We start from the raw sequence: 19,205 nt of genomic DNA on the forward strand, positions 1-19,205 counted from the left end.
GCCTTATTGAATAATTCTAAGCTATCCGGCCTTCTTATATAAATTTGACTGTTTCTCCTAATTAGCCTCATTGAGTCGTGGGTGCAGACAAAAAGATTCGGAGCGGAATTTCCTGCCTAATTTTGCCCCTAAGGAAATGCAGCGTTTTTCTATAAGGTGCCAAGAGATAAAACCGAGTATTATTGAAATACAGAGGGCCGATACCTGATTGAATAGCACCCCATATTCATGAAAATAACTGGCCAGGATTTGCTGGACCGGAAATCCCCATAAATAAATGCCATATGAAATATCTGATTTAGGCTTGAGTTTTATAACAAAATCAAGGCTGGCTATATATATTATTGAAACAAATATTGCGTAGTATAAAAAATAAAATTTATAACCGCAGTTTCTGAACAAATAAAATAATAACCATGCCCCTAAAATTAAAAAAAAGTTAATACTTATCTGATCCTTATAAAAAGCAAGTATTGAGCCAAAAGCGAAACACGGGGCAAGCATATTTATGTGGTGCTTATGTGGCAGCCATGTGAATAGAAGCTTATTTCCTAGTAACGGATCAATCAAAATAACGAGAAATAATATGAGTGGCAGTATTTTCGATTTAAACAGTCCCACCATAAACAACGACAGGACAATAAGGTAAGCAGACACTTCGTATGAAATAGTCCATAAGGAACCGTTTACGCTATTTTTCCACGGGTTATCTACAAAAACGCCGGGAAGGGATAGTTGATAATTCAATATCAGACTTTTATAGAAATATCTAAAAGCATCGCCGGAGCCAAAGTATTCATTAATGGGGAGTTTGGTGAGGACTGGCCCTAAAATAAAAGCCGAAATAAAAACAGTAATAAAAAGGGCTGGCCAAATCCTGAAAATTCTGGATATAACAAACTGGATTAGATTGCGTTTCTCCAGAAGGCTATTAGTAACAACAAGCCCGCTCAGAAAGAAAAATATATTTACCGCTAGCGATCCGGAGTAATCAAAACGGACCAATCTGCGAACGATATCGATCTGGCCTGCTTCAGGAGAAAGAGGATACGCATGCCCATAAATTACCATGCAAGCAGCTATGACTCTGAAGATATCCAAATTATTTTTTTCTTTATTCAATATTTCTTCAAGCTTCATTGCAAAAGGGCCTTTAATAATTTTGGTGCTTATTAATTCCAAGGATACATGCTATTTAAACAATCCATTTTTAATGCATAAAAGGCATGATGCATAAGTATTTTTTCTGCGCGTCTCGCATCACTAATTAAATTTTTTAAAAACTAATCAGATAATTCAACAATACCGACTTTTACTTTTTCATTGTTTTGGCGGCTGTACAAAAACACGGGATGACTGCCTGCATTGATCGTTTTCTGATGCACTGAAAAAAGACCAGTCACTAGCGTCGAACCTACGGTTGTATTAAGCGGCGTATCACTAACAAGAATAACAGAATCCCGCGGAGCGCAATGAGATGTTATCCATAAAGGGCTCTTATCCCCTTTAAGAAATTGCTCTAATGGCAATGATTTTGGTCCCCAGCCCTGTACTACGCCGAAATGCTTTGACTCATGCCCTTCTTCATTAATGGCGGGACGCGATCTGTCAAATACCTCGAAAAAACCGACACGCTGCTTTAAGTTTCGGGATGGATCATAAATCATGACTTCTTGTTTGCCGGGATTGCTTATCAGGCCGTTTAGCAGCTTTCCTTCAATTTTTGTTGTCAAAACATCGACGCCTTTAGTTGTAGGCATTAAGGTTCCGTTTATATAGACTCTTAGCAGACCTGTATAGGGGCCAATAAGAAACCAATGACTGGAATGCCCATCCGATTGCTGATTGAACCCCATATCAACACAAGTAGATTGAGGCCCCCAATCTTTAATATTCAAAAAATCAACAAGTACCGCATTTTGAAATGCATTAATCTCTTCCTTTATTTGCACGCCTTGCTTATTTTTCACGAGCAACGCGTAAAAAATCATGTCCCGCTCAAACTCGGAGACAATCCATCCGTCGATATCCACGATTTTGCCCGCTAGAAATTCCTCTCTGGTAATTTCACTGATCCGGTCGTAGAACGCTTCTTCAGTATCTATATTATGCCAGTTTTTAGAGATCAGCTTAGCTTCTAGCTGCGCAATTTGATCGACTGAAGAGTTTTTGAAACGGGCGCCTTTTAGCTGTAATCCAAAGTTTTGAACATAGGTTCTTATATTTTCGTCTGATTCATCAGTAAGGCTAAAGTCATAATAAAATTTCTTATAGGCTAAAGATCCAGCCGCGGCAGTCAGAATAAGCCCAAGAAATTTTCGGCGTTTCATCAATGGCATCATAACTACACCTCTTCGCCAATATGATCTGCCAGGCGGACAGCCAGCGCGACAATCGTGAGCGTCGGATTGGAATAACCACACGTCGGGAAAATGGAACTCCCTGCCACATACAGGTCAGACGTTTCAAAAACCTTACAGTCTGAATCAACAACGCCAAACTCATGATTTGAAGCCATTCTAGTCGTTCCGATATGATGCATGCCGACTCCAAGGGGACGGCTTATTTCTGGAGGTTCCTTTATCTGGATTTTCAGGCGGCCTTGACCGGTTGCCCCAATAGTAGTGGCAAATTTGGTTATGAAAAAGGACGCATTTTCGAAATCTTCTTCCGCTATATTCCAGTCAAGTATGGTTCGTGGAACTCCGTTTACATCAAGATTAGAATCGAGCCGTACTCTACTGTTCCTATTGGGACGGTGTCCCGTCACTACTCGCAGGGTATAGTGCCAGCCTCGGCTGAGTCCTTGGAAAAAGCCTGGATTTTCCAAGTAAGAGGCGCCTAGCGACTTATCCTCGTCCGCAGGGTAGACATCAATCATCAAATTACCAAACCCCGGTTGACGCAGCATGCTTGCACTGGGCGTGATTCGTCCCATTACATCACCTGAACTGTTTGTCGTTCTGTCGTAATTAATTGCAGTCCTGGCAAGTACCCGCGATGTAGTTAGTGCAAAATGATCCATAAAACAACGACCAATCCAGTCACTGCCTAGGTTAATGCGGTTAAGTTCATTCGAATAAAGCAATGTTCTGGCATTTTCAACACCTCCCATCGCTAGCACGTAACGTTTTGAATGCACTGTTACTCGTTTTTTATTCGCGTTAAGCAAGACTAAATGGCATTTTCCATTTTCGCCACGTTCAATGTGAAGCAGTTGAGTATTCAAAATGCAATAAACAGAGGGTGAATTTTTTATGTCGGCTCTATATCTATCGCCAAATCTGGTTGGAGGGCTAAATCTGAAAATAGAATTTCTAAATGCGGAATCCTTATCAAAGGAGAAAAGGTTTAACTGATCAATGCCATTAATCCTCTCTGGGTTATATTCGCTTCCGCGTACCTCGCAGATTTTATGGGCTTCATCATAATAAGGCGCAAGTGAATCGTAATTTATGGGCCATCCGCTATAAGGTATGCCTTCGTTTGCCTCAAAATCTTCCCTATCTAATGGACGAACCCAGCCGCCCCAGTGATTTGAGCATCCACCAAAATATCTCAACCTGGACGCCTCAAGCGGATATGGGCGTGAGACTGTCCGGCCAACATAAGGATCGTTTTCCTCTTCCGTTGGATATTCAAAACCGCCTGCTTCGATCAACAGAACGCTTTTGCCTTTCGCGGAGAGCTTGAGTGCAAGAGTGATCCCCGCGGGGCCTGCGCCAATAATTGCGACGTCTGTTCCGTGATCAGCCAATTGGTCAAGTTTTTGTGTATCTATAAACATTTCATATTTTTCCAGGACCGAATATAGCAGGCTTACTGCACCAATAATTCGTGTCTCAAATTAGTTGTAAACAATAAAGTAGAATCGTCTAATTCAAGAAATAGCACCAGGCAAATGGATTGAGTTATGCGTAGGCGTTAAGGTTTTGTCCTGGAGTAGTCAAGAAGTCTTGGCCGGTAGACACCAAATAGTTCGGTACCACGACCTCCTGCCCGAAAGTGCTCGAGCTCGGCATTAACCATGCGAACAATCCATTTTCGATCATCAGGGTTTTTCAGATCATAGTTGTCGCTATAAGTAAGATTGATTAAGCGCCAAAGAAAGCAGTTTCTCCGATATACATCGACCGGATGAAACCATCTATCCAGTAGCGGCTCAATGTTCTCGCTACGGATTCCTTCAAAGCAGCCCACGGAGTAATCGTTGTCGGGAATCTCATAATCCAGTTCACTGGTATGATGGTTGATCCGATATTGCTTGGGCAATTGATGGAATAATTTATTTGCCTCTTCCCTGGCATCGGGCCAAAGTCGATTGCCATTTCTTCCCACGTATTCTCCGATGCTCCAAAATTCGCCGTCTTCATTGAGACTGTTGTGGCAAAACTTCATAAGTCTCTCTAGCTCGACAATGTGATGCAACGCAGAGACGCAAAGAATGATATCCCACTTTTCTCCGGAGAATGACAACTCGTTAACATTCGCTTCAATTAAATCAAGCTTTATCTCTGGCGCGAATTGTTTTGATGCCAAACCAAGAAGATCGACATTGATATCTAAAAGAGACCACTCAACGTTAGTGCCAACTTGTGCCGCATAATCCGCTTCAATTCGCGCAGCTCCACTGCATAACGACAAAACCTTTACTCTGTTGCCGGATTTGGCACGTGATTTTAACCGCTCCAGGAAATTTGGAGGAGTCTGGGGAATGCACTCGGCCAGTAATCTTGTCGCATAGTCATAGGGGAACTCGCCAGGCAATGGTTCAGCGTCAGTAATTGCTGTGCCATTCGATATTTCAGCAACATCATTACCCTGTATAAACTTTCTTACCGGCCTAGGCTTACTGGCTGCAAGCTCAGCATGTTGGTCCTGGATCGATGAATACATGCTGTGTCTATAAACGATACTAAAGTGTTCAATCTCGTTTCTCGAACGATGCTCGTGGAATGATCGAGCTTTTAGTAATGACAACTGGTCTTCCCGTCCTATGCATAAATCAGAAATGGCTAGCCAATCACCGGAAGGATCATTTTTCGCTCCTGGTTGGCATCGGAAAATTAGCCGCCCTTTATGACCTGCTAAATGTGAGATATCCAAGTTGATCATCCTCCAATACGGCGGCTGCATTCCGCCAGCTATTGGAAGGGCACAAATCAAGTCCGCGATATGATTTTGATCTGATTCTAAAAAACAAATTTCAAATACCAAGCCATCCGCACTTATATTTGGCAGTGCGGCTGAATATCGAATATTAAGTCGCGTATCTTTTTTGATCTGTAAGTTATCCGGCAGTTCGATACTCTCTCCGGATAATAAAATCATAGAAAGTCGCTTGTCTTCGCAATGTGCTATTTGCATCCATCTCGGAAAATTAACGTTGCGTGGAGTGCCCGTAATCTCGAATATCGAAAATTCGTCTAAATAAAAGGCGTTGGAAACATAATTTTTTTCCAAGTTGTTGACTTTATGAAACATTAGATGGCCTGCTTAGCTTGATTAATATCGTGAACCAACTTTATTAAAGGCGCATGGCGTAATAAATTTTTTAATATCACAAATTAGGTTCCCTATACACATGCGGCGTCCATTCGCCCCATTTGCTTTCATAAGTAGCTTTATTCTGTTCAAAAAGAGCCTGCCTCTCTGCGCTTCTTAATTTATTGAACGAGGCGGAAAGATGGTGATGAATGAACACGTCCTCGGCGCACACAATACGCAAACCAATCTGTTCAATGCGACGACAGTAGTCATCGTCCTCGAAGAAGCCTCGGCCAAAAGTTTCATCAAGTGTGCCGACGCGTTCGTAAACATTGCGTCGCATCATTACGCAGAAGAACGCGGCGGTATGTAGGGGGAAAGTTTGGCCGATATGTTTGCGCGTGTAATCTGCGGAGGCAGCCAACATTTCTGTCATATCGCCGTAAGCAATATTAATCTTGGCTTCATTACCGATATTATTGGTAACCGGGCCGATTAAGCCGATGCTCTTGTCTAGCTGCAGATGTTTGAGCAGTGTGCGAATCCAGCCAGGCGTAACGAAAGTGTCATTATTGAGCAATACCAGATAGTCACCTGATGCAACGGCTAGTCCCTGGTTGTTAGCTGCAGCAAAACCCCGATTATCATCGTTGAGTATGAGCTTACGATCATGACCCTGGGCAGCCCATTCTTCCAGAAACTCCCTGGAGCCATCGCCGGAAGCGTTATCGACAATGATAATCTCCAGACTCGCGTAATCACTATGATCTTCAAGGCTGGCCAGGCAGGCACGAGTCAGTTCAAGGTTGTTATAAGTAACAACAATAACACTGACCATCGGGTCATTCGCCGTCGATTCCGCTTGCTCGATAAGCATCTCCCCTCGATGAGACCAAGTCTGCCCAGCCGCAAAGGTTTTCCGACGCTGGATCACATCCTCAGGTTCCGGTTGAGCCAATATTGTCGTGATGGTGGCCAGAAATTGCTCCTGATCGGCTGATACATATACCAGTCCATCAAACTGCGCCATTTCGGGCAAATCCACAGTGACCACGGGCTTGCCGGCGCTCAAGTATTCATAGGCCTTGACAGGATTGGTTGCCAACGTAAGTGGAATCACCTTGAATGGCAACAGGCAAACGTCAAAACTGTAAAGGTAGAATGGCAGCTTGCTGTATGGGACCTCGCCTGTGAAAAGGACATTAGATAGTTTGCCAAGTTTGGACTTGCAATTGACTGTATCGGCGCCAATGAGCAAAACACAACAGTCCGGGTTCTGTTTCGCAACGGCCTCAACCAAATCCTGGTCGAACCATTCGGCAATAGCGCCATAGTAGCCGATGATTCGCCGTCCTTGCGGCTCAACATATATTATGTCGGGTTTGCGGGCGAAGTGTTCGAATTCTCCGGCATTTCTGATTAGCGCACGGTTTTGAGTATGTCCGGAAACAATTTGATCGAGCAAGGCGGATGAGGTCACTGTCAAATCGGCATCGCGCATCAGCGCGCGCTCCAAGGACAGCACTTCTTCTGCTGTGTTGCCGAAGCCTTCATGATGATCCATGCAGTCATAGACAACCCGGCAATTGGGTAACATCGAAGCAATGTCATGCCAGAAAGGATGCTGCACAAGAGAAATAATGCCTCTCACATTAGCCCAGGCAAGAACACTACCGATGCTGTTACGAAGCTGCTCAACCGTTTCAATTCCGGGCGCCGACGAATAAATAACCGGAGCTCCTTTGGCGAATAGCTTGATCTGGAACAGACGGCCTCTGGTATCCAGTGGCTCTAGATCAAACCCCGGCTGTCCATTGTCTATCAGGTTGGCGGACACGTAGAAGACACGCCGCCCAGAGGCTGCTATGGCTTCTGCCAGGTGTTGAGGGCGCTGGTGGCGAAAATGCCAATCAATGACACCCCAGACGATATAGTCGGGTGCATCCGTTTGTTCCGCTACTTGATTTATTTGCGGTGGCTGGGCTTGGGTGGTGACTGAAAATGTTCTGTGAACATCATGATACGAATTACCAAAAGCTTTGTTATAGAGCCTCTTTAATATCCTTTTCATAAACAAAGGCAGAGGCAGGCGAGTATATATCGTTTGCATTACTCGGGTCAGGCTACGACGATCATCATCAATTAACCCGTATCGCAACAGGCGAGCTGTAAACCGCAGCGGGCGTGTGATGCGCCAGGATTGGCTGTTATGCATTGTTTCAATGATTTCCAGCAACGCTTCGCGCTGAGCCGCAAGCTGGTTGAGGCTGGCGATTTGCCTGTCGCGTTCAGCCACCATATCGCTGAGGCTGGCGATCTGCCCGTCGCGCTCGACCAGCGTATCACTGAGGCTGGCGATCTGCTTGCCACGCTCGACCAGCATGTCACTGAGGCTGGTGATCTGCCCGTCGCGCTCGACCAGCGTATCACTGAGGCTGGCGATCTGCTTGCCGCGCTCGACCACCATGTCGCTGAGGCTGGCGATCTGCCCGTCGCGCTCGACCAGCGTATCACTGAGGTTGGCGATCTGCTTGCCACGCTCGACCACCATATCGCTGAGGCTGGTGATTTGCTCGTCGCGCTCTGCAGCAACCATTTTCCAGGATTGAACAATTTCAGAATCCTCGACAGGATGCTCAAAAACACCAGAAGAGAGTTGAGGAAGTTGAGCGTCCGAAGCCAGTGCAATCCAGTAAACAGGCTTGGCAAGTCCTAAGGCTTCTTTTATAAATTCATTTTCTTGCCAATAACTTAAAGTGGGAGTGGCTAGTGATTCTGCGAATATGCCAGAGCCGTAAATAATGCGTTGTCCAAAGTAAGCGGTATTTTTAAAGTAATTTCCAAGAAATTGTTTGAACTCGTGCTGATACAGTTCCTTGACGTGATAGGGATTGTTATAACCGGATTCAACAGAATAATGATATTTGTCCGGGCTAGAAATCAATAAAATTCCATCAGGGCGCAAAACACGCTTAATTTCCTGCATCATCTGTTCGTGTTGATCGTGATGCTCGATTGTTTCAAAGCTCACTACCATATCAACGCTCGCATCAGGCAGGGGAATATCGGCGCAACTCCCTACCATGTATTCCAGATTTTCTTTTTGATAGCACTTGCGAGCGTGTTTAACGGCCTCGGCGGAGATATCGACGCCAATCACCTTATTAGCCTTATTGGCCAGCATCGCGGAACCATAGCCTTCGCCACTGGCGATATCTAAAACGACTTTCCCTGCAGCAATTTCACAAGCTTCCAGATATCGGTGCAAGTGTTCAAGTTCGATATTGCCGTGCACATTCGGGACAAAGCGTTCGCCGGTAAATAGCATATTTTCCCATTCTTTCTTCATTTGAGATTCCTTAGGACATCAAGTTTTATTTGTTGCATGGGGATGCCAATGAGACCTGTTACAGCACTGCTGGACTCTGACTTGAAGAGTAGCGCATCGTGTATCCAATGATGTTGCACATGCTGATCCTGGGTTCCACTGGCAATGGCTACGTTTACGCTGTAATTGCCAACAGGCAGTATGGGCATTAGAAATGTGAATTCTGCTTGAATTGCATGCTCTGCTTCACAAAATAAAGGGGCGTCTCTGTAGCTAAGATAAGTATTGTCCCCAAACAGCGCTTGTCCTAGGCGATCTTTAACCGTAAAACCGATAATTGGAGCGTCCAGCGGTTCGTGCGCTATTGCATGAATACGGAGGATAACCTGTTCGCCCCCTACTACCCAGGCAAGCGGTGAGCCATCGCTGTCGAGAAATTCAACGTCAGTAATTTGCGCGCTACCTTTGCCAAAAGAGGGCGCATCAGGGTTAAACTCGAATAATTGAATATCATTGCGCAAGTTGCTGGCATTTATAAATTTCTGACGCTGGTCCTTCGCGCTAGTTATCGGAGGGTTGGCGCGATTTGGTTTGATACGTGTTATTGTTCCTTTGCCTTGTTGGTCTTCAAAAAAGGCTTCCAAGTAGTTTTCACAAACATCTTTCGGCGAACCTTGTTGAAGCACGTTCCCTTTCTCAATCCAAATTGCTCTGCTACATAAATTTCTAACAGAGGCAGTGTCGTGACTAACAAATAATACCGTTCCTGTTTTCATGAAATTACGCAAGAAGCGCATGCATTTTTGGGTGAAGAATGCATCTCCTACCGCCAGTGCCTCATCTATTACCAGAATATCGGCATCCACATGGGCGATAACGGCGAATGCCAGTCGTACCATCATGCCGCTGGAATAGGTTTTGACCGGTTGTTCAATAAAGTCGCTAATATCGGCAAAAGTAATGATGTCATTAAAGCGTTCATCGGTTTCTTCTTTGCTCAATCCGAGCACAGCGGCATTCATATAGATATTTTCGCGCCCGGTAAATTCTGGATTGAAGCCTGAACCAAGCTCCAGTAGGGCTGCGATACGTCCATGGGTTTGAATGCTGCCGCCGGTTGGATTGAGTGTGCCGCAGATCAGTTGCAGTAGCGTGGATTTGCCGCTGCCATTGCGTCCGATGATGCCGACAGTTTCTCCTTTCCTTATTTCAAACGATACATCTTTCAGCGCCCAAAATTCACGGAAATACTGTTTGGGCTGTTGTTTGCCGGCAAGCCGCTGCAAACGCGGATATATCGACTGCTTGAGGCGGTGATGCGGCTGCTCGTAAATCTGGTAACATTTGCTGAGATTTTCTACCTTGATGGCAATTTCAGAGGACATCGGCGAATCCTCTGCGAGTTTTCTGAAACCAAACAAATCCTCCCCATGCAATCAATATACCTATTGCTAACATGATGCCCCACTGCCCCATATCCGGTACTTTGCCGAAAATCAGCGTGTTGCGCCCTTCTTCGATAATGAAGGTGAGAGGATTGATTTGCAGCCAGGTTTGGTAGCGAGCAGGCAGCGCGCTAATGGGATAAAACACAGGGGAAAGAAACATCAATACGGTCGTGAACATACCCGTAATTTGCCCTATATCTCGAATATATACGCCAAGCCCAGCTAAAAACCAGGCAAAGCCCATAGTGGCAAACACGAGAGGCAATAACACAAAAGGGAACAATATTGCAGTCCACACAAGCTGTTGGGTAAGAATCAGTTGCGCAACCAACAAAACGAGCAAGCTGATGGCAGTGTGGAACAGCGCCGAGCCGAATGCCACCCATGGCAGAATTTCCAAAGGAAAGATGACTTTCTTGACGAAATTGACGTTGGAAAGAATCAATCCTGGGGCGCGGTTCAGACATTCAGCAAACAAGCCATGCACGATCATGCCGACAAAAAGCACAATGGCAAAATCGGTTTTGCTTTCCTCGCCGCCGAGTCCCCAGCGTGCTTTGAACACTACAGAAAATACAAATGTGTAAATGGTCAACATTAGGATCGGATTGAAGAGCGACCACGCCAATCCCATAATCGAGCCGCGATAGCGTCCCACCACCTCCCGCTTGGTCAAAGCAAAGATGAGGTTCCGGTTGCGCCAGAGGCTGGCCGCCATTTCACTAGGAGATATACGAAATTGCTGCATCAGATAAAAACCTCAATCTCAGTGGGCAGCTTGCCCTGCGCATTTTTTCCCGAAAGAAACGGTGTGTTTTGTATTGGCGATCCGGTCCCCAAATTTTGCCCGCTCCAAACAATGCTGCATTTGAACTCTGGAACGTGGTAATTGGTGGTCTTGTAGAGAAGCTCGGCAAAACCGGAAAGGGCCACAAAATCGTGGACGAAGCACTTGGGAGTCCAGAGTTGTTTTTTGTTTTCTTTGTTGGGCAACTCGCCCAGCCATTGATCAAACGCTAAAGGGGATTTGCGAATATTCACCATCATATCAAAAGCTCTTCCGATTAACTACGCGCACCAGCTTGCGCTCAGAATAGCGCGGCGGCTATTCAGGTCGAGGCGGTTTCTCACAAAAGTAATTTGTGCGGAGTAAGGCTTGCCGTTTGCGCGGGAACTATATTCGTAGATATGGCTATTAATATTCGCCATATTGCAAGTGTAAATTAGATTGTCGAGGTTGGTGACAGGCTTGTTATTTTGATATAGCCAGTCGAGCACAAAATTTGAACCGATAAACCCAGTCACGCCGGTAACAAGAATGCTCATTGATTATTTGAATTTCCTGATTGCTGTTTTGCAGCGCTTACTAAGTTATCGCCCCGCTGCAAGGCTAAAGCCTCTCAATCTTGGAATTCAGAATGGAATTTTCAGGGGGCAACCGAAATTCGATCGCCAAGAATGCGCAACTGCTTGTAAAAAGGGCAAGTATACATTTCGAGGTGATAGGGGGCAAGTTTTACGACAAATTAGCAGGGCAATCGCGTTATACTCCATTGATGGACCAAGGTGTATAAAAATAGCCGCTTTGCAGAGAGAATAAGGCTGCTTTCCAAGCCGATGTCGCATATTGAAAACCTCGAAGACCTTCCTCGCGGCGAGAGACGAAAAACAAATTGCACAAGCTGAGTGATATTGTAATGATCGTCTTATGGGCGTGCTGAGTGATATAGAAAATTGGGCAGGCATGGAAGAATTTGCCGAGGAGAAAGAATCTTGACTGCGCGGATTTCAGTTGCCGGATGGCAGTCCACGCAGGTTAAGCAATGTGGTGAAGAGAAGCGATCCTATAGCTTTTCAGGACGCGTTTTTGCTTTGGGTTCAAGTGGCGTTGCCGAGCCTGGCGGGCGGAAAAGTCTGTCTGGACGGCAAGCTTGCGATCTTTCCAGCTGACAAAGGCGAAGGAATTGCGCATTATGGGGCCATACAAATTGACGCTTAGCGCCTGCGCCGCCTTGTTAATAACGCGCTTGTCCAGGCGAATTTTGACGATAATGCAGTCTGGATACAGGATCGGATGGAGCGTATCCAGCGGTCGTGTCCGCCATTCAATGACCTTTTCCAGTACCGAATCAGCCACTTATGAAACCACGGGCGGCAAAATAAGCGGTATCGTGCCGCCGTATTGTGTGACTTTGAAAATAAGCGGTTTATAAGGAATTATTTACACCCTCTTGGTTGTTACATAATGGATATGGATTCAGACTATTTTTCCCGTTTATGTTAGATATCCTTATTTGTATGTTCCTGAATTGGTCGTATATCATATAGGTCTAGCGCTTACCGGCAAGATGGCGATTTCTCCATATCATGTAGCCTTGTAAACTAGTCTAAATATTTATTAAGAGCATGCTTAGAGGCTTATTCTGGATGTTGCTACCGATCTGAGAACCTTAATTTAGTCACATTATATTCTTTGCTCTACACAGAGAGACAAGGTGATCTTAATAGTAGAGATGCAATATATAATTTCAGGGACAGCTACAGCATGGTGTGAATAGCAATATACTTAATTAGCTCACGTTATATCTGTGTGCGAGATTTAGCTAATAAACAACGAATCGTTCCTGCAAAATGATGCAGCGGAGAAAAGTTTGAGGTTAATGAATAAACAACTTGATGCTGTTACCTTGGTGACTGTCAATTATAACGCAGGGGATATGCTTCGGAACTGTATTCACTCTGCAGCTGATCAGGTAGGAGAAATTATTGTCGTGGATAACGCTTCTTCCGACCAAAGTTTGGCGAATTTGAGTACCCAGGATGAGTCGCAGGGAGCAGTCAGGATTATCCGGAATTCACAGAATTTGGGATTTGCCGCAGCCTGCAATATCGGAGCGAAAGCCGCTAAAGGGAGCTATTTATTGTTTCTTAATCCGGACTGTGAACTTAATCCGAATGCCATTCAAGCTATGCTGGATGTTTTTCATGAATATGCGGAGGTTGGTATGGTAGGCGGATTGCTGATTGGTCCCGATGGCACGGAGCAGGGCGGCGGACGACGGGCTATTCCAACGCCCTGGCGGTCTTTTGTAAGAGCCTTCGGTTTGTCCCGATTTGAGCAGCGCTGGCCGAAACTGTTCTTTGATTTCTATTTGCACAAACAGCCCTTGCCTGTTCATCCTGTCGAAATGGAGGCCATCTCCGGCGCCTGCATGTTAGTGAAGCGTGAAGCGGTTGAAGATGTCGGGCTTTGGGATGAAGGTTATTTCCTGCATTGTGAAGATCTGGACTGGTGCATGCGCTTTCGTCAGAGAGGCTGGAAAATTTTATTTGCGCCGGGTGCGCGAATAGTACATCACAAAGGCGTATGTGGCCGTTCTCGTCCCATATTTGTAGAGTGGCACAAGCATAAGGGCATGATGCGCTTTTACCGCAAGTTTTTCAGTCATCAGTACCCAGGGCCGTTGATGTGGCTGGTTGCTGCCGGGATCGGTCTGCGGTTCTGCATGTTGGCAGTTTATTTTACTGGTTGTCGTATTGTGCATCGCCTGGGGTTGTCCAATGGATAAACAGCAGATAGGGATTATTGGTGCGACCAGCTTTGTCGGAGAATATCTCTTAGATAGATTGGCCGGGCTGGATATTGAAATTACGGCATTTTCGCGAAAACCCCAAGAAATTAGCACTGATTGTTATACGTCAAATATAAGTTGGCGTGTTCTAGGAAAGGGCACTGATTCGTCGGGCGCGCCTTACTCTGATGAGATGCAAGCGATTGAAAACTGGATAAGCCTGGGGCCTGTCTGGGCTTTGGCTGAGCTGTTTCCGATGCTGGAAGCCTATGGTGCACGTCGTATCGTGGCCTTGAGTTCAACCAGTCGCTTTACCAAGACGGCGTCCAGGGACGAATCGGAGCAGGCACTCGCCGAGCACCTGATCAGCGGTGAGGAAAGCTTAACGACGTGGGCCGAAAAACAAGGCGTGGAATGGGTCATTATTCAGCCGACCATGATCTATGGCTATGGCAAGGACAGAAACATTGCCAGGATAGCGCGTTTTATTGAACGCTTCAGCTTTTTTCCTTTGCTTGGCAAAGCCACAGGCAAGCGGCAGCCCGTACATGTCGAGGATGTTGTTGATGCTTGTTGTTCGGCTCTTTTTTCAGGGCAAGCACTAAACCGCTCTTATATTGTGTCTGGTAAAGAGCAGTTGACTTACCGGGCAATGGTTGAGCGCATATTTTTATCGATGGGGAAAACGCCCGTTTTTTTATCACTGCCATTAGGCATGTTTCGATACGCCGTGATGTTGTTACGAATCCTGCCCAGATTCAAGTCTTTAAACGTTGAAATGGTGTCTCGCATGAATCAGGATATGATTTTTGACCATGAGGAGGCGGCACAGGATCTGGGGTTTAGGCCGAGAGGTTTTTTAAACAATAAAGACTGACAGCATATTAACAACCTATAAATCGAGGGCTTAAGCTCGACTAAGATAGTTTATCCTGCAAAATCTCGACGTAACGTATAGCCGCTATTTTGGGCTAGGCGTAGCACCCGTCATAATTGAATGGATGTTATCCATTCCCTCTAAAATTCCAATCTTGACATAAAGCTGTTAGTAGCAATGAAATTTATTTTTTCCCTGGGGGGATTAGCCGCTCTGAATCTGGCTATTGCCATGGCTACCCAATGGCTGGTTCTGGTCTATATAGGTCCCGGCGCCGATACCGATGCCTATTTTTCGGCACAGGTGCTGACCTTAATTCCACTGACAATTTTGAGCGATATTCTGATCAGGGTGCTGGTGCCTTTGTTAACGGGGTTATCCAGGGAATATTTGACCGGAACCGTAAAATCTTTGCTGCTACAGTCACTTTTAGGTTATGTTGTGATGGCGGTCATACTGGGATTATCGGCTTATTTGTGGGTTCCGCTGTTATCGCCGGGACTTTCGGGCCAGTCGCTCGACTTGACGATTGAAATGGCTGAAGTGATGTCCGTTACACTGATTTTTGGCGGGCTGACAACGGTGTTGAAATCGGCTTATCATGCCGAGCAACGTTTCATTTATCCGGAACTGTCGCAATTGATCGCCAGTATTGTCGTGCTAGTCGGCGTGTTCCATGCCATACCCGTTTATGGCATCACATCAGTCGCCTGGGGGGCTGTCATACGATGGACATTATGGACTGTGATGTTGTGCAGATGGGTCGATTGGCGGGCGCCCTCACTATATGATCGTGCGATGGTTAAAACGGTCCGGCAACGCGCGCGCGTCCTGTTATTGGGCGCATCCATTTACAAAACCGGTCCTGTTATTGACCGTTATTTGGCTTCACTCGGTCCCGTAGGTGGTATCAGCTTGTTGACCTTCGGCAATCAGCTTTATGGGGCATTTCTGGCGATCACAGATAAAGTATTCGCCACGCCTTTGCTGTCGTTTGCGGCAAAGAATATGAAATCGGGCGATAATTCTCAGCTTTGGCGGAATTACCGGCAGAAACTGCTGCTGACCGGGGCGATGACACTGGCCGTATGGGCTTTAGTTGGTTTATGCGGGAAATGGGGGTTGAATGTGCTGGTCGGCTATGGGAAATTCGGCGCGGGACAAATCGATATGTTGTGGCAGCTCATGACGGTGATGGGCGGCATGCTGGTTGCAGGCATGGCGGGTCAGTTGGCGAGCAATTGCCTTTATGCATTGGGCCGAACAACTGTAGTCGTCAGGCTTGCGATGATCAATTTTTTCATTTGCGCGGGTATAAAAGTGCTGGCGTTTAATGCATTGGGCATTGTCGGCATCGCAACCGGAATTGTCGCTTATCAGTTATTAAATGCTGTTGGATTACATGTCGCGCTGATGCGTGAATTAAAGCAAGTCGGTAATTTGGCCTGAGATCGCCTGGTGAAAGGTGAGGGATTTGTCATATAATGCGTTAGCTAGCGTCTATAGCGATATTAAAAAACCGGGAATTTTATGATTCGTATCATTATAGGTTTCGATCAGCGAGAGGCTGTCGCATACCATACATTTTGTCAGAGTATTCTGGAAAAGGCTTCGGAGCCTGTTTCATTTACGCCATTGGCATTAAATTCTCTCAATATTTACCGGGAAACCCATACAGACGGCAGCAATACCTTTATTTATTCGCGTTTCCTTACGCCTTTTCTGTGTGATTTTCAAGGCTGGGCGATTTTTGCCGATGGTGACATGATTTGCCGCGATGATATCGCCAAATTGTGGGCATTGCGCGATGACAGTAAAGCGGTGTTATGCATCAAGCACGATTACAAAACCAAGGAACACAACAAATACCTTGGCAATAAAAATCTTGATTACCCCAGAAAAAACTGGTCCAGTCTGGTTTTGTGGAATTGTTCTCACCCTAAGCATAAAATCCTGACGCCTGAATTCGTCATGCAACAGACAGGCGCTTTCCTGCACCGCTTTACATGGCTTGACGATAATGAAATAGGCGAATTGCCCAAGGAATGGAACTGGCTGACCACCGAATACGAAGACAATTACGAGGCGAAACTGCTGCACTATACGCTCGGAACACCTTGCTTCAAGGATTACTGGGATGCTGACATGGCGGATGAGTGGCATGATTGTTTTGCTCGCACACAAGACGGCATGCACGTATAAAAACAATCATTGCCTTGGCCTGAAACATTCGTTTAGCGTGACCATTCCAATTTATCATAAACTGTCCACTTTTCTGGGCCATATACGGCTTTTTGCAAAAAAAGAACCCGAACCCTATCATTTGTTCATCATTGATGGGCCGAATGCCATTAAAATCTCGGAATTGCTGGTCAATAGCGGTTCGTCTCTCGCGCTTAGATTCATCGCCTCGGCGCACTATCTGACCCGACTGGATAAAACGGATGCCTCGCTGGAACAGCGCATGGTTGGCTGGCAGTTAGCCACGCTTTTTAAAGGCGCATGGCGTTATTTGCGAGCCTGCAAAAATGCGCATCAGAAAATTCCGTCTATTTCGGAACTTACAGCGTTAACCAATCGCGAATGCATAGAAAGCCACATTAAAAGCAATGTCCGGCAAATTAAGTCGGTGGTCGTCTTTAACGAACGAAACCCTTTTCCGGCATACGCGGTAGCCAGCGCCAAAAAACATGCTATCGCTACAGCCTGCATCCAGCATGGCGCGGTTGTTGAAAATTATTTTCCGGTTTACGTTGATAGTTATTTTACCTGGTCTGATTATTATTCCTGGCTTTTAGAACGGCGCGTTCCGGGACTCAAGACACGCTGCATCGGGCGTCTGGGCTACAAAATGCCTTTACCCTCACCGCGAAGCGAAAAACCCAACAAGTTATTATTGGTGCTGCAACCTGCCGATGTCAGTATCGCCAGAGAGGAGCTTTTGTCGCATTTTCAACAAATCCTTGAGGTCTGCTACCGCTTTTTCGATACTATTACCCTGCGCCCTCATCCCAGCGACAATATTATGCCGGATATTGCCGCGTTCATAGGCAACCGCTCTTTTTCCGTTGACTCGGGACCTCTCGAGACTGCGTTGTCCCGGCATGCCATCACCCTTTCGCTTTACTCCACCGTCCTGTTTGAAGCGCCGCTGTTTGACAGCCTGCCTGTGCAATATCTTGCCAGTTATTTGTCCGTCGAACTGATGCACAGATGCGAACTGCAGGCCGAATCTCCGGAAGATCTACAAGCCATTATCAAAAGCCTGCAAGATAAAACCTATTTTGACGCCTGTCTGGAGAATGCAAAGCAATACGCCGAACAACGGATGATGGCCGGTGATAGCGCCGCCTTGTTTAGCCTACTCGAACAAAACGCAACCCCCATGAATATGCTATGACCGAAGTCCATGTCATTCTCTCAACTTACAATGGCGAGCGTTTTTTAAAGGAACAGCTCGAATCCATTCTTGCTCAGCGCTCGGTGTCAATCAAACTCTACATACGTGATGACGGATCAAGCGATGGAACTCGGACTATATTGACGTCCTTTGCGCAAAACCATGCCCATATCGAAATAGACTATGGCGATAACATGGGTGTCATAAACAGTTTTTTTGCTTTGCTTAAGAAGATTCCGCCGGATGCCGGGTTTGTGGCTTTTGCCGACCAGGACGACATCTGGTTGCCCGACAAGCTCACCCGTGCAGTTGATCGGATAAAAAACTCGTCAGGGCCGGCCATGTACTGTTCCTGCTATAAAGCCATTGACGAAAACGGGCGTTTTCTCTGGCAATCTCAGTTGCCTGCAAAAGAGATCAGCTTCAAAAATGCCATCGTGCAAAATATCACGACAGGTTGCACAGTGGTTATAAACAAGAGCCTGTTGAGTATGCTGAAAATAAACCAGGTTAATACCAAAAATCTGGTCATGCATGATTGGTGGGTCTATCTGGTGGCCACCTGCTTCGGACAGGTCATCTACGACCAGGAGCCTTCTATGCTGTACAGGCAGCATGGCGGCAATGTAGTCGGCGCAAAAAACGGCTTCGCTTTTTGGCTGGGCAGGATCAAACGTTTTTTTCTGAATCGGAAGAAGAACTCCAGAATTGCCCAGTCCAAGGAATTTCTTGAACGGTATAAAAGCGATCTAAGCGCCGATGACGTACACTTGCTTTCGACCTTTATTGCTTACCGGCAAGCCGGGTTATTACAGAGAATAGGTTATGCTATTGAAACTCCGTTATACATGCAAAAAAAAACTGATAATCTCATTTTAAAACTACAGTTGATTCTAAACAGTGCATACTGACATCAGGCCAAACTCATCGCGGAAGGCGCGAGTTTTTTGCTATCATTGAAAATCAAAAATGATAGGCGAATACTCCGATATGTCTTCATATATCTTGTCTTTTAAGCATAATTGTCCTGCCTGGCTGTACATGAAGCTGGACATTGAATTTAAAACTGAATTTACCGGGCTCAAAAACTAAC

General features: G+C 45.9%; 15 protein-coding genes and 1 pseudogene. 6 read left to right on the forward strand and 10 right to left on the reverse strand.

Annotated features, from left to right (window positions below):
* Positions 1-57: 57 nt before the first annotated feature.
* From METLU_RS25820 to METLU_RS29325, 10 genes and pseudogenes are all read right to left on the reverse strand, one after another.
* Positions 58-1,182 carry an acyltransferase family protein gene (locus tag METLU_RS25820; RefSeq protein ID WP_196806563.1) on the reverse strand — a complete coding sequence of 375 codons (1,125 nt, stop codon included), beginning with the start codon at positions 1,180-1,182 and terminating at the stop codon, positions 58-60.
* A gap of 101 nt (positions 1,183-1,283) precedes the next feature.
* The gene (locus tag METLU_RS0118440; protein ID WP_027159513.1) at positions 1,284-2,342 is read right to left on the reverse strand and encodes a hypothetical protein; all 1,059 of its coding nucleotides are present in this window, start codon (positions 2,340-2,342) and stop codon (positions 1,284-1,286) included.
* Positions 2,343-2,344: 2 nt separating this feature from the next.
* Positions 2,345-3,787, reverse strand: coding sequence for a GMC oxidoreductase (locus tag METLU_RS0118445; protein ID WP_027159514.1), 1,443 nt, complete (start codon positions 3,785-3,787; stop codon positions 2,345-2,347).
* Between the two features lie 137 nt (positions 3,788-3,924).
* A complete protein-coding gene (locus METLU_RS0118450; RefSeq protein WP_027159515.1) occupies positions 3,925-5,484 on the reverse strand; it encodes a class I SAM-dependent methyltransferase in 1,560 nt (519 codons plus the stop codon).
* A gap of 76 nt (positions 5,485-5,560) precedes the next feature.
* Positions 5,561-8,836, reverse strand: coding sequence for a glycosyltransferase (locus tag METLU_RS27485; protein WP_081679136.1), 3,276 nt, complete (start codon positions 8,834-8,836; stop codon positions 5,561-5,563).
* Positions 8,833-10,200, reverse strand: coding sequence for an ABC transporter ATP-binding protein (locus METLU_RS0118465; protein WP_027159517.1), 1,368 nt, complete (start codon positions 10,198-10,200; stop codon positions 8,833-8,835). Before METLU_RS0118465 ends, METLU_RS27485 begins: the two co-directional genes overlap by 4 nt.
* Positions 10,190-11,011 carry an ABC transporter permease gene (locus METLU_RS0118470; RefSeq protein WP_027159518.1) on the reverse strand — a complete coding sequence of 274 codons (822 nt, stop codon included), beginning with the start codon at positions 11,009-11,011 and terminating at the stop codon, positions 10,190-10,192. Before METLU_RS0118470 ends, METLU_RS0118465 begins: the two co-directional genes overlap by 11 nt.
* Positions 11,011-11,328 carry a dTDP-4-dehydrorhamnose 3,5-epimerase family protein gene (locus tag METLU_RS25825; protein ID WP_269209361.1) on the reverse strand — a complete coding sequence of 106 codons (318 nt, stop codon included), beginning with the start codon at positions 11,326-11,328 and terminating at the stop codon, positions 11,011-11,013. Before METLU_RS25825 ends, METLU_RS0118470 begins: the two co-directional genes overlap by 1 nt.
* 3 nt (positions 11,329-11,331) lie before the next feature.
* The gene (locus METLU_RS0118480; protein ID WP_027159519.1) at positions 11,332-11,589 is read right to left on the reverse strand and encodes an NAD-dependent epimerase/dehydratase family protein; all 258 of its coding nucleotides are present in this window, start codon (positions 11,587-11,589) and stop codon (positions 11,332-11,334) included.
* A gap of 652 nt (positions 11,590-12,241) precedes the next feature.
* Positions 12,242-12,388, reverse strand: a pseudogene (locus METLU_RS29325) (transposase); the annotation flags it as partial.
* A gap of 535 nt (positions 12,389-12,923) precedes the next feature.
* Here METLU_RS29325 and METLU_RS0118495 point away from each other — a divergent pair.
* From METLU_RS0118495 to METLU_RS0118520, 6 genes are all read left to right on the forward strand, one after another.
* On the forward strand, positions 12,924-13,832 hold the full coding sequence (locus METLU_RS0118495; RefSeq protein ID WP_027159522.1) for a glycosyltransferase family 2 protein: 909 nt from the start codon (positions 12,924-12,926) through the stop codon (positions 13,830-13,832).
* Positions 13,825-14,712: an NAD-dependent epimerase/dehydratase family protein gene (locus METLU_RS0118500; protein WP_027159523.1), complete on the forward strand. Its 888-nt coding sequence runs from the start codon at positions 13,825-13,827 to the stop codon at positions 14,710-14,712. Before METLU_RS0118495 ends, METLU_RS0118500 begins: the two co-directional genes overlap by 8 nt.
* 177 nt (positions 14,713-14,889) lie before the next feature.
* Positions 14,890-16,161 (forward strand): lipid II flippase MurJ, encoded by a 1,272-nt coding sequence (locus METLU_RS0118505; protein WP_027159524.1) that lies wholly within the window; start codon positions 14,890-14,892, stop codon positions 16,159-16,161.
* A gap of 81 nt (positions 16,162-16,242) precedes the next feature.
* Complete coding sequence (locus METLU_RS25835; RefSeq protein ID WP_036243272.1) at positions 16,243-16,914, forward strand: glycosyl transferase; 672 nt, start codon at positions 16,243-16,245, stop codon at positions 16,912-16,914.
* Positions 16,874-18,112: a hypothetical protein gene (locus METLU_RS0118515; protein ID WP_027159525.1), complete on the forward strand. Its 1,239-nt coding sequence runs from the start codon at positions 16,874-16,876 to the stop codon at positions 18,110-18,112. The genes METLU_RS25835 and METLU_RS0118515 overlap by 41 nt, the downstream gene beginning before the upstream one ends.
* Positions 18,109-19,023 carry a glycosyltransferase family 2 protein gene (locus METLU_RS0118520; RefSeq protein WP_027159526.1) on the forward strand — a complete coding sequence of 305 codons (915 nt, stop codon included), beginning with the start codon at positions 18,109-18,111 and terminating at the stop codon, positions 19,021-19,023. Before METLU_RS0118515 ends, METLU_RS0118520 begins: the two co-directional genes overlap by 4 nt.
* Positions 19,024-19,205: the final 182 nt, after the last annotated feature.

Source organism: Methylobacter luteus IMV-B-3098, from assembly GCF_000427625.1.
Taxonomy (GTDB): Bacteria; Pseudomonadota; Gammaproteobacteria; order Methylococcales; family Methylomonadaceae; genus Methylobacter; species Methylobacter luteus.

What these genes read in the sequence shown, in the direction of transcription:
- METLU_RS0118440 (WP_027159513.1), bottom strand. Translation starts at nt 2,342, where the DNA reads ATGATGCCATTGATGAAACGCCGAAAATTTCTTGGGCTTATTCTGACT.
- METLU_RS0118445 (WP_027159514.1), bottom strand. Translation starts at nt 3,787, where the DNA reads ATGTTTATAGATACACAAAAACTTGACCAATTGGCTGATCACGGAACA.
- METLU_RS0118450 (WP_027159515.1), bottom strand. Translation starts at nt 5,484, where the DNA reads ATGTTTCATAAAGTCAACAACTTGGAAAAAAATTATGTTTCCAACGCC.
- METLU_RS27485 (WP_081679136.1), bottom strand. Translation starts at nt 8,836, where the DNA reads ATGAAGAAAGAATGGGAAAATATGCTATTTACCGGCGAACGCTTTGTC.
- METLU_RS0118465 (WP_027159517.1), bottom strand. Translation starts at nt 10,200, where the DNA reads ATGTCCTCTGAAATTGCCATCAAGGTAGAAAATCTCAGCAAATGTTAC.
- METLU_RS0118470 (WP_027159518.1), bottom strand. Translation starts at nt 11,011, where the DNA reads ATGCAGCAATTTCGTATATCTCCTAGTGAAATGGCGGCCAGCCTCTGG.
- METLU_RS0118480 (WP_027159519.1), bottom strand. Translation starts at nt 11,589, where the DNA reads ATGAGCATTCTTGTTACCGGCGTGACTGGGTTTATCGGTTCAAATTTT.
- METLU_RS0118495 (WP_027159522.1), top strand. Translation starts at nt 12,924, where the DNA reads ATGAATAAACAACTTGATGCTGTTACCTTGGTGACTGTCAATTATAAC.
- METLU_RS0118500 (WP_027159523.1), top strand. Translation starts at nt 13,825, where the DNA reads ATGGATAAACAGCAGATAGGGATTATTGGTGCGACCAGCTTTGTCGGA.
- METLU_RS0118505 (WP_027159524.1), top strand. Translation starts at nt 14,890, where the DNA reads ATGAAATTTATTTTTTCCCTGGGGGGATTAGCCGCTCTGAATCTGGCT.
- METLU_RS25835 (WP_036243272.1), top strand. Translation starts at nt 16,243, where the DNA reads ATGATTCGTATCATTATAGGTTTCGATCAGCGAGAGGCTGTCGCATAC.
- METLU_RS0118515 (WP_027159525.1), top strand. Translation starts at nt 16,874, where the DNA reads ATGATTGTTTTGCTCGCACACAAGACGGCATGCACGTATAAAAACAAT.
- METLU_RS0118520 (WP_027159526.1), top strand. Translation starts at nt 18,109, where the DNA reads ATGACCGAAGTCCATGTCATTCTCTCAACTTACAATGGCGAGCGTTTT.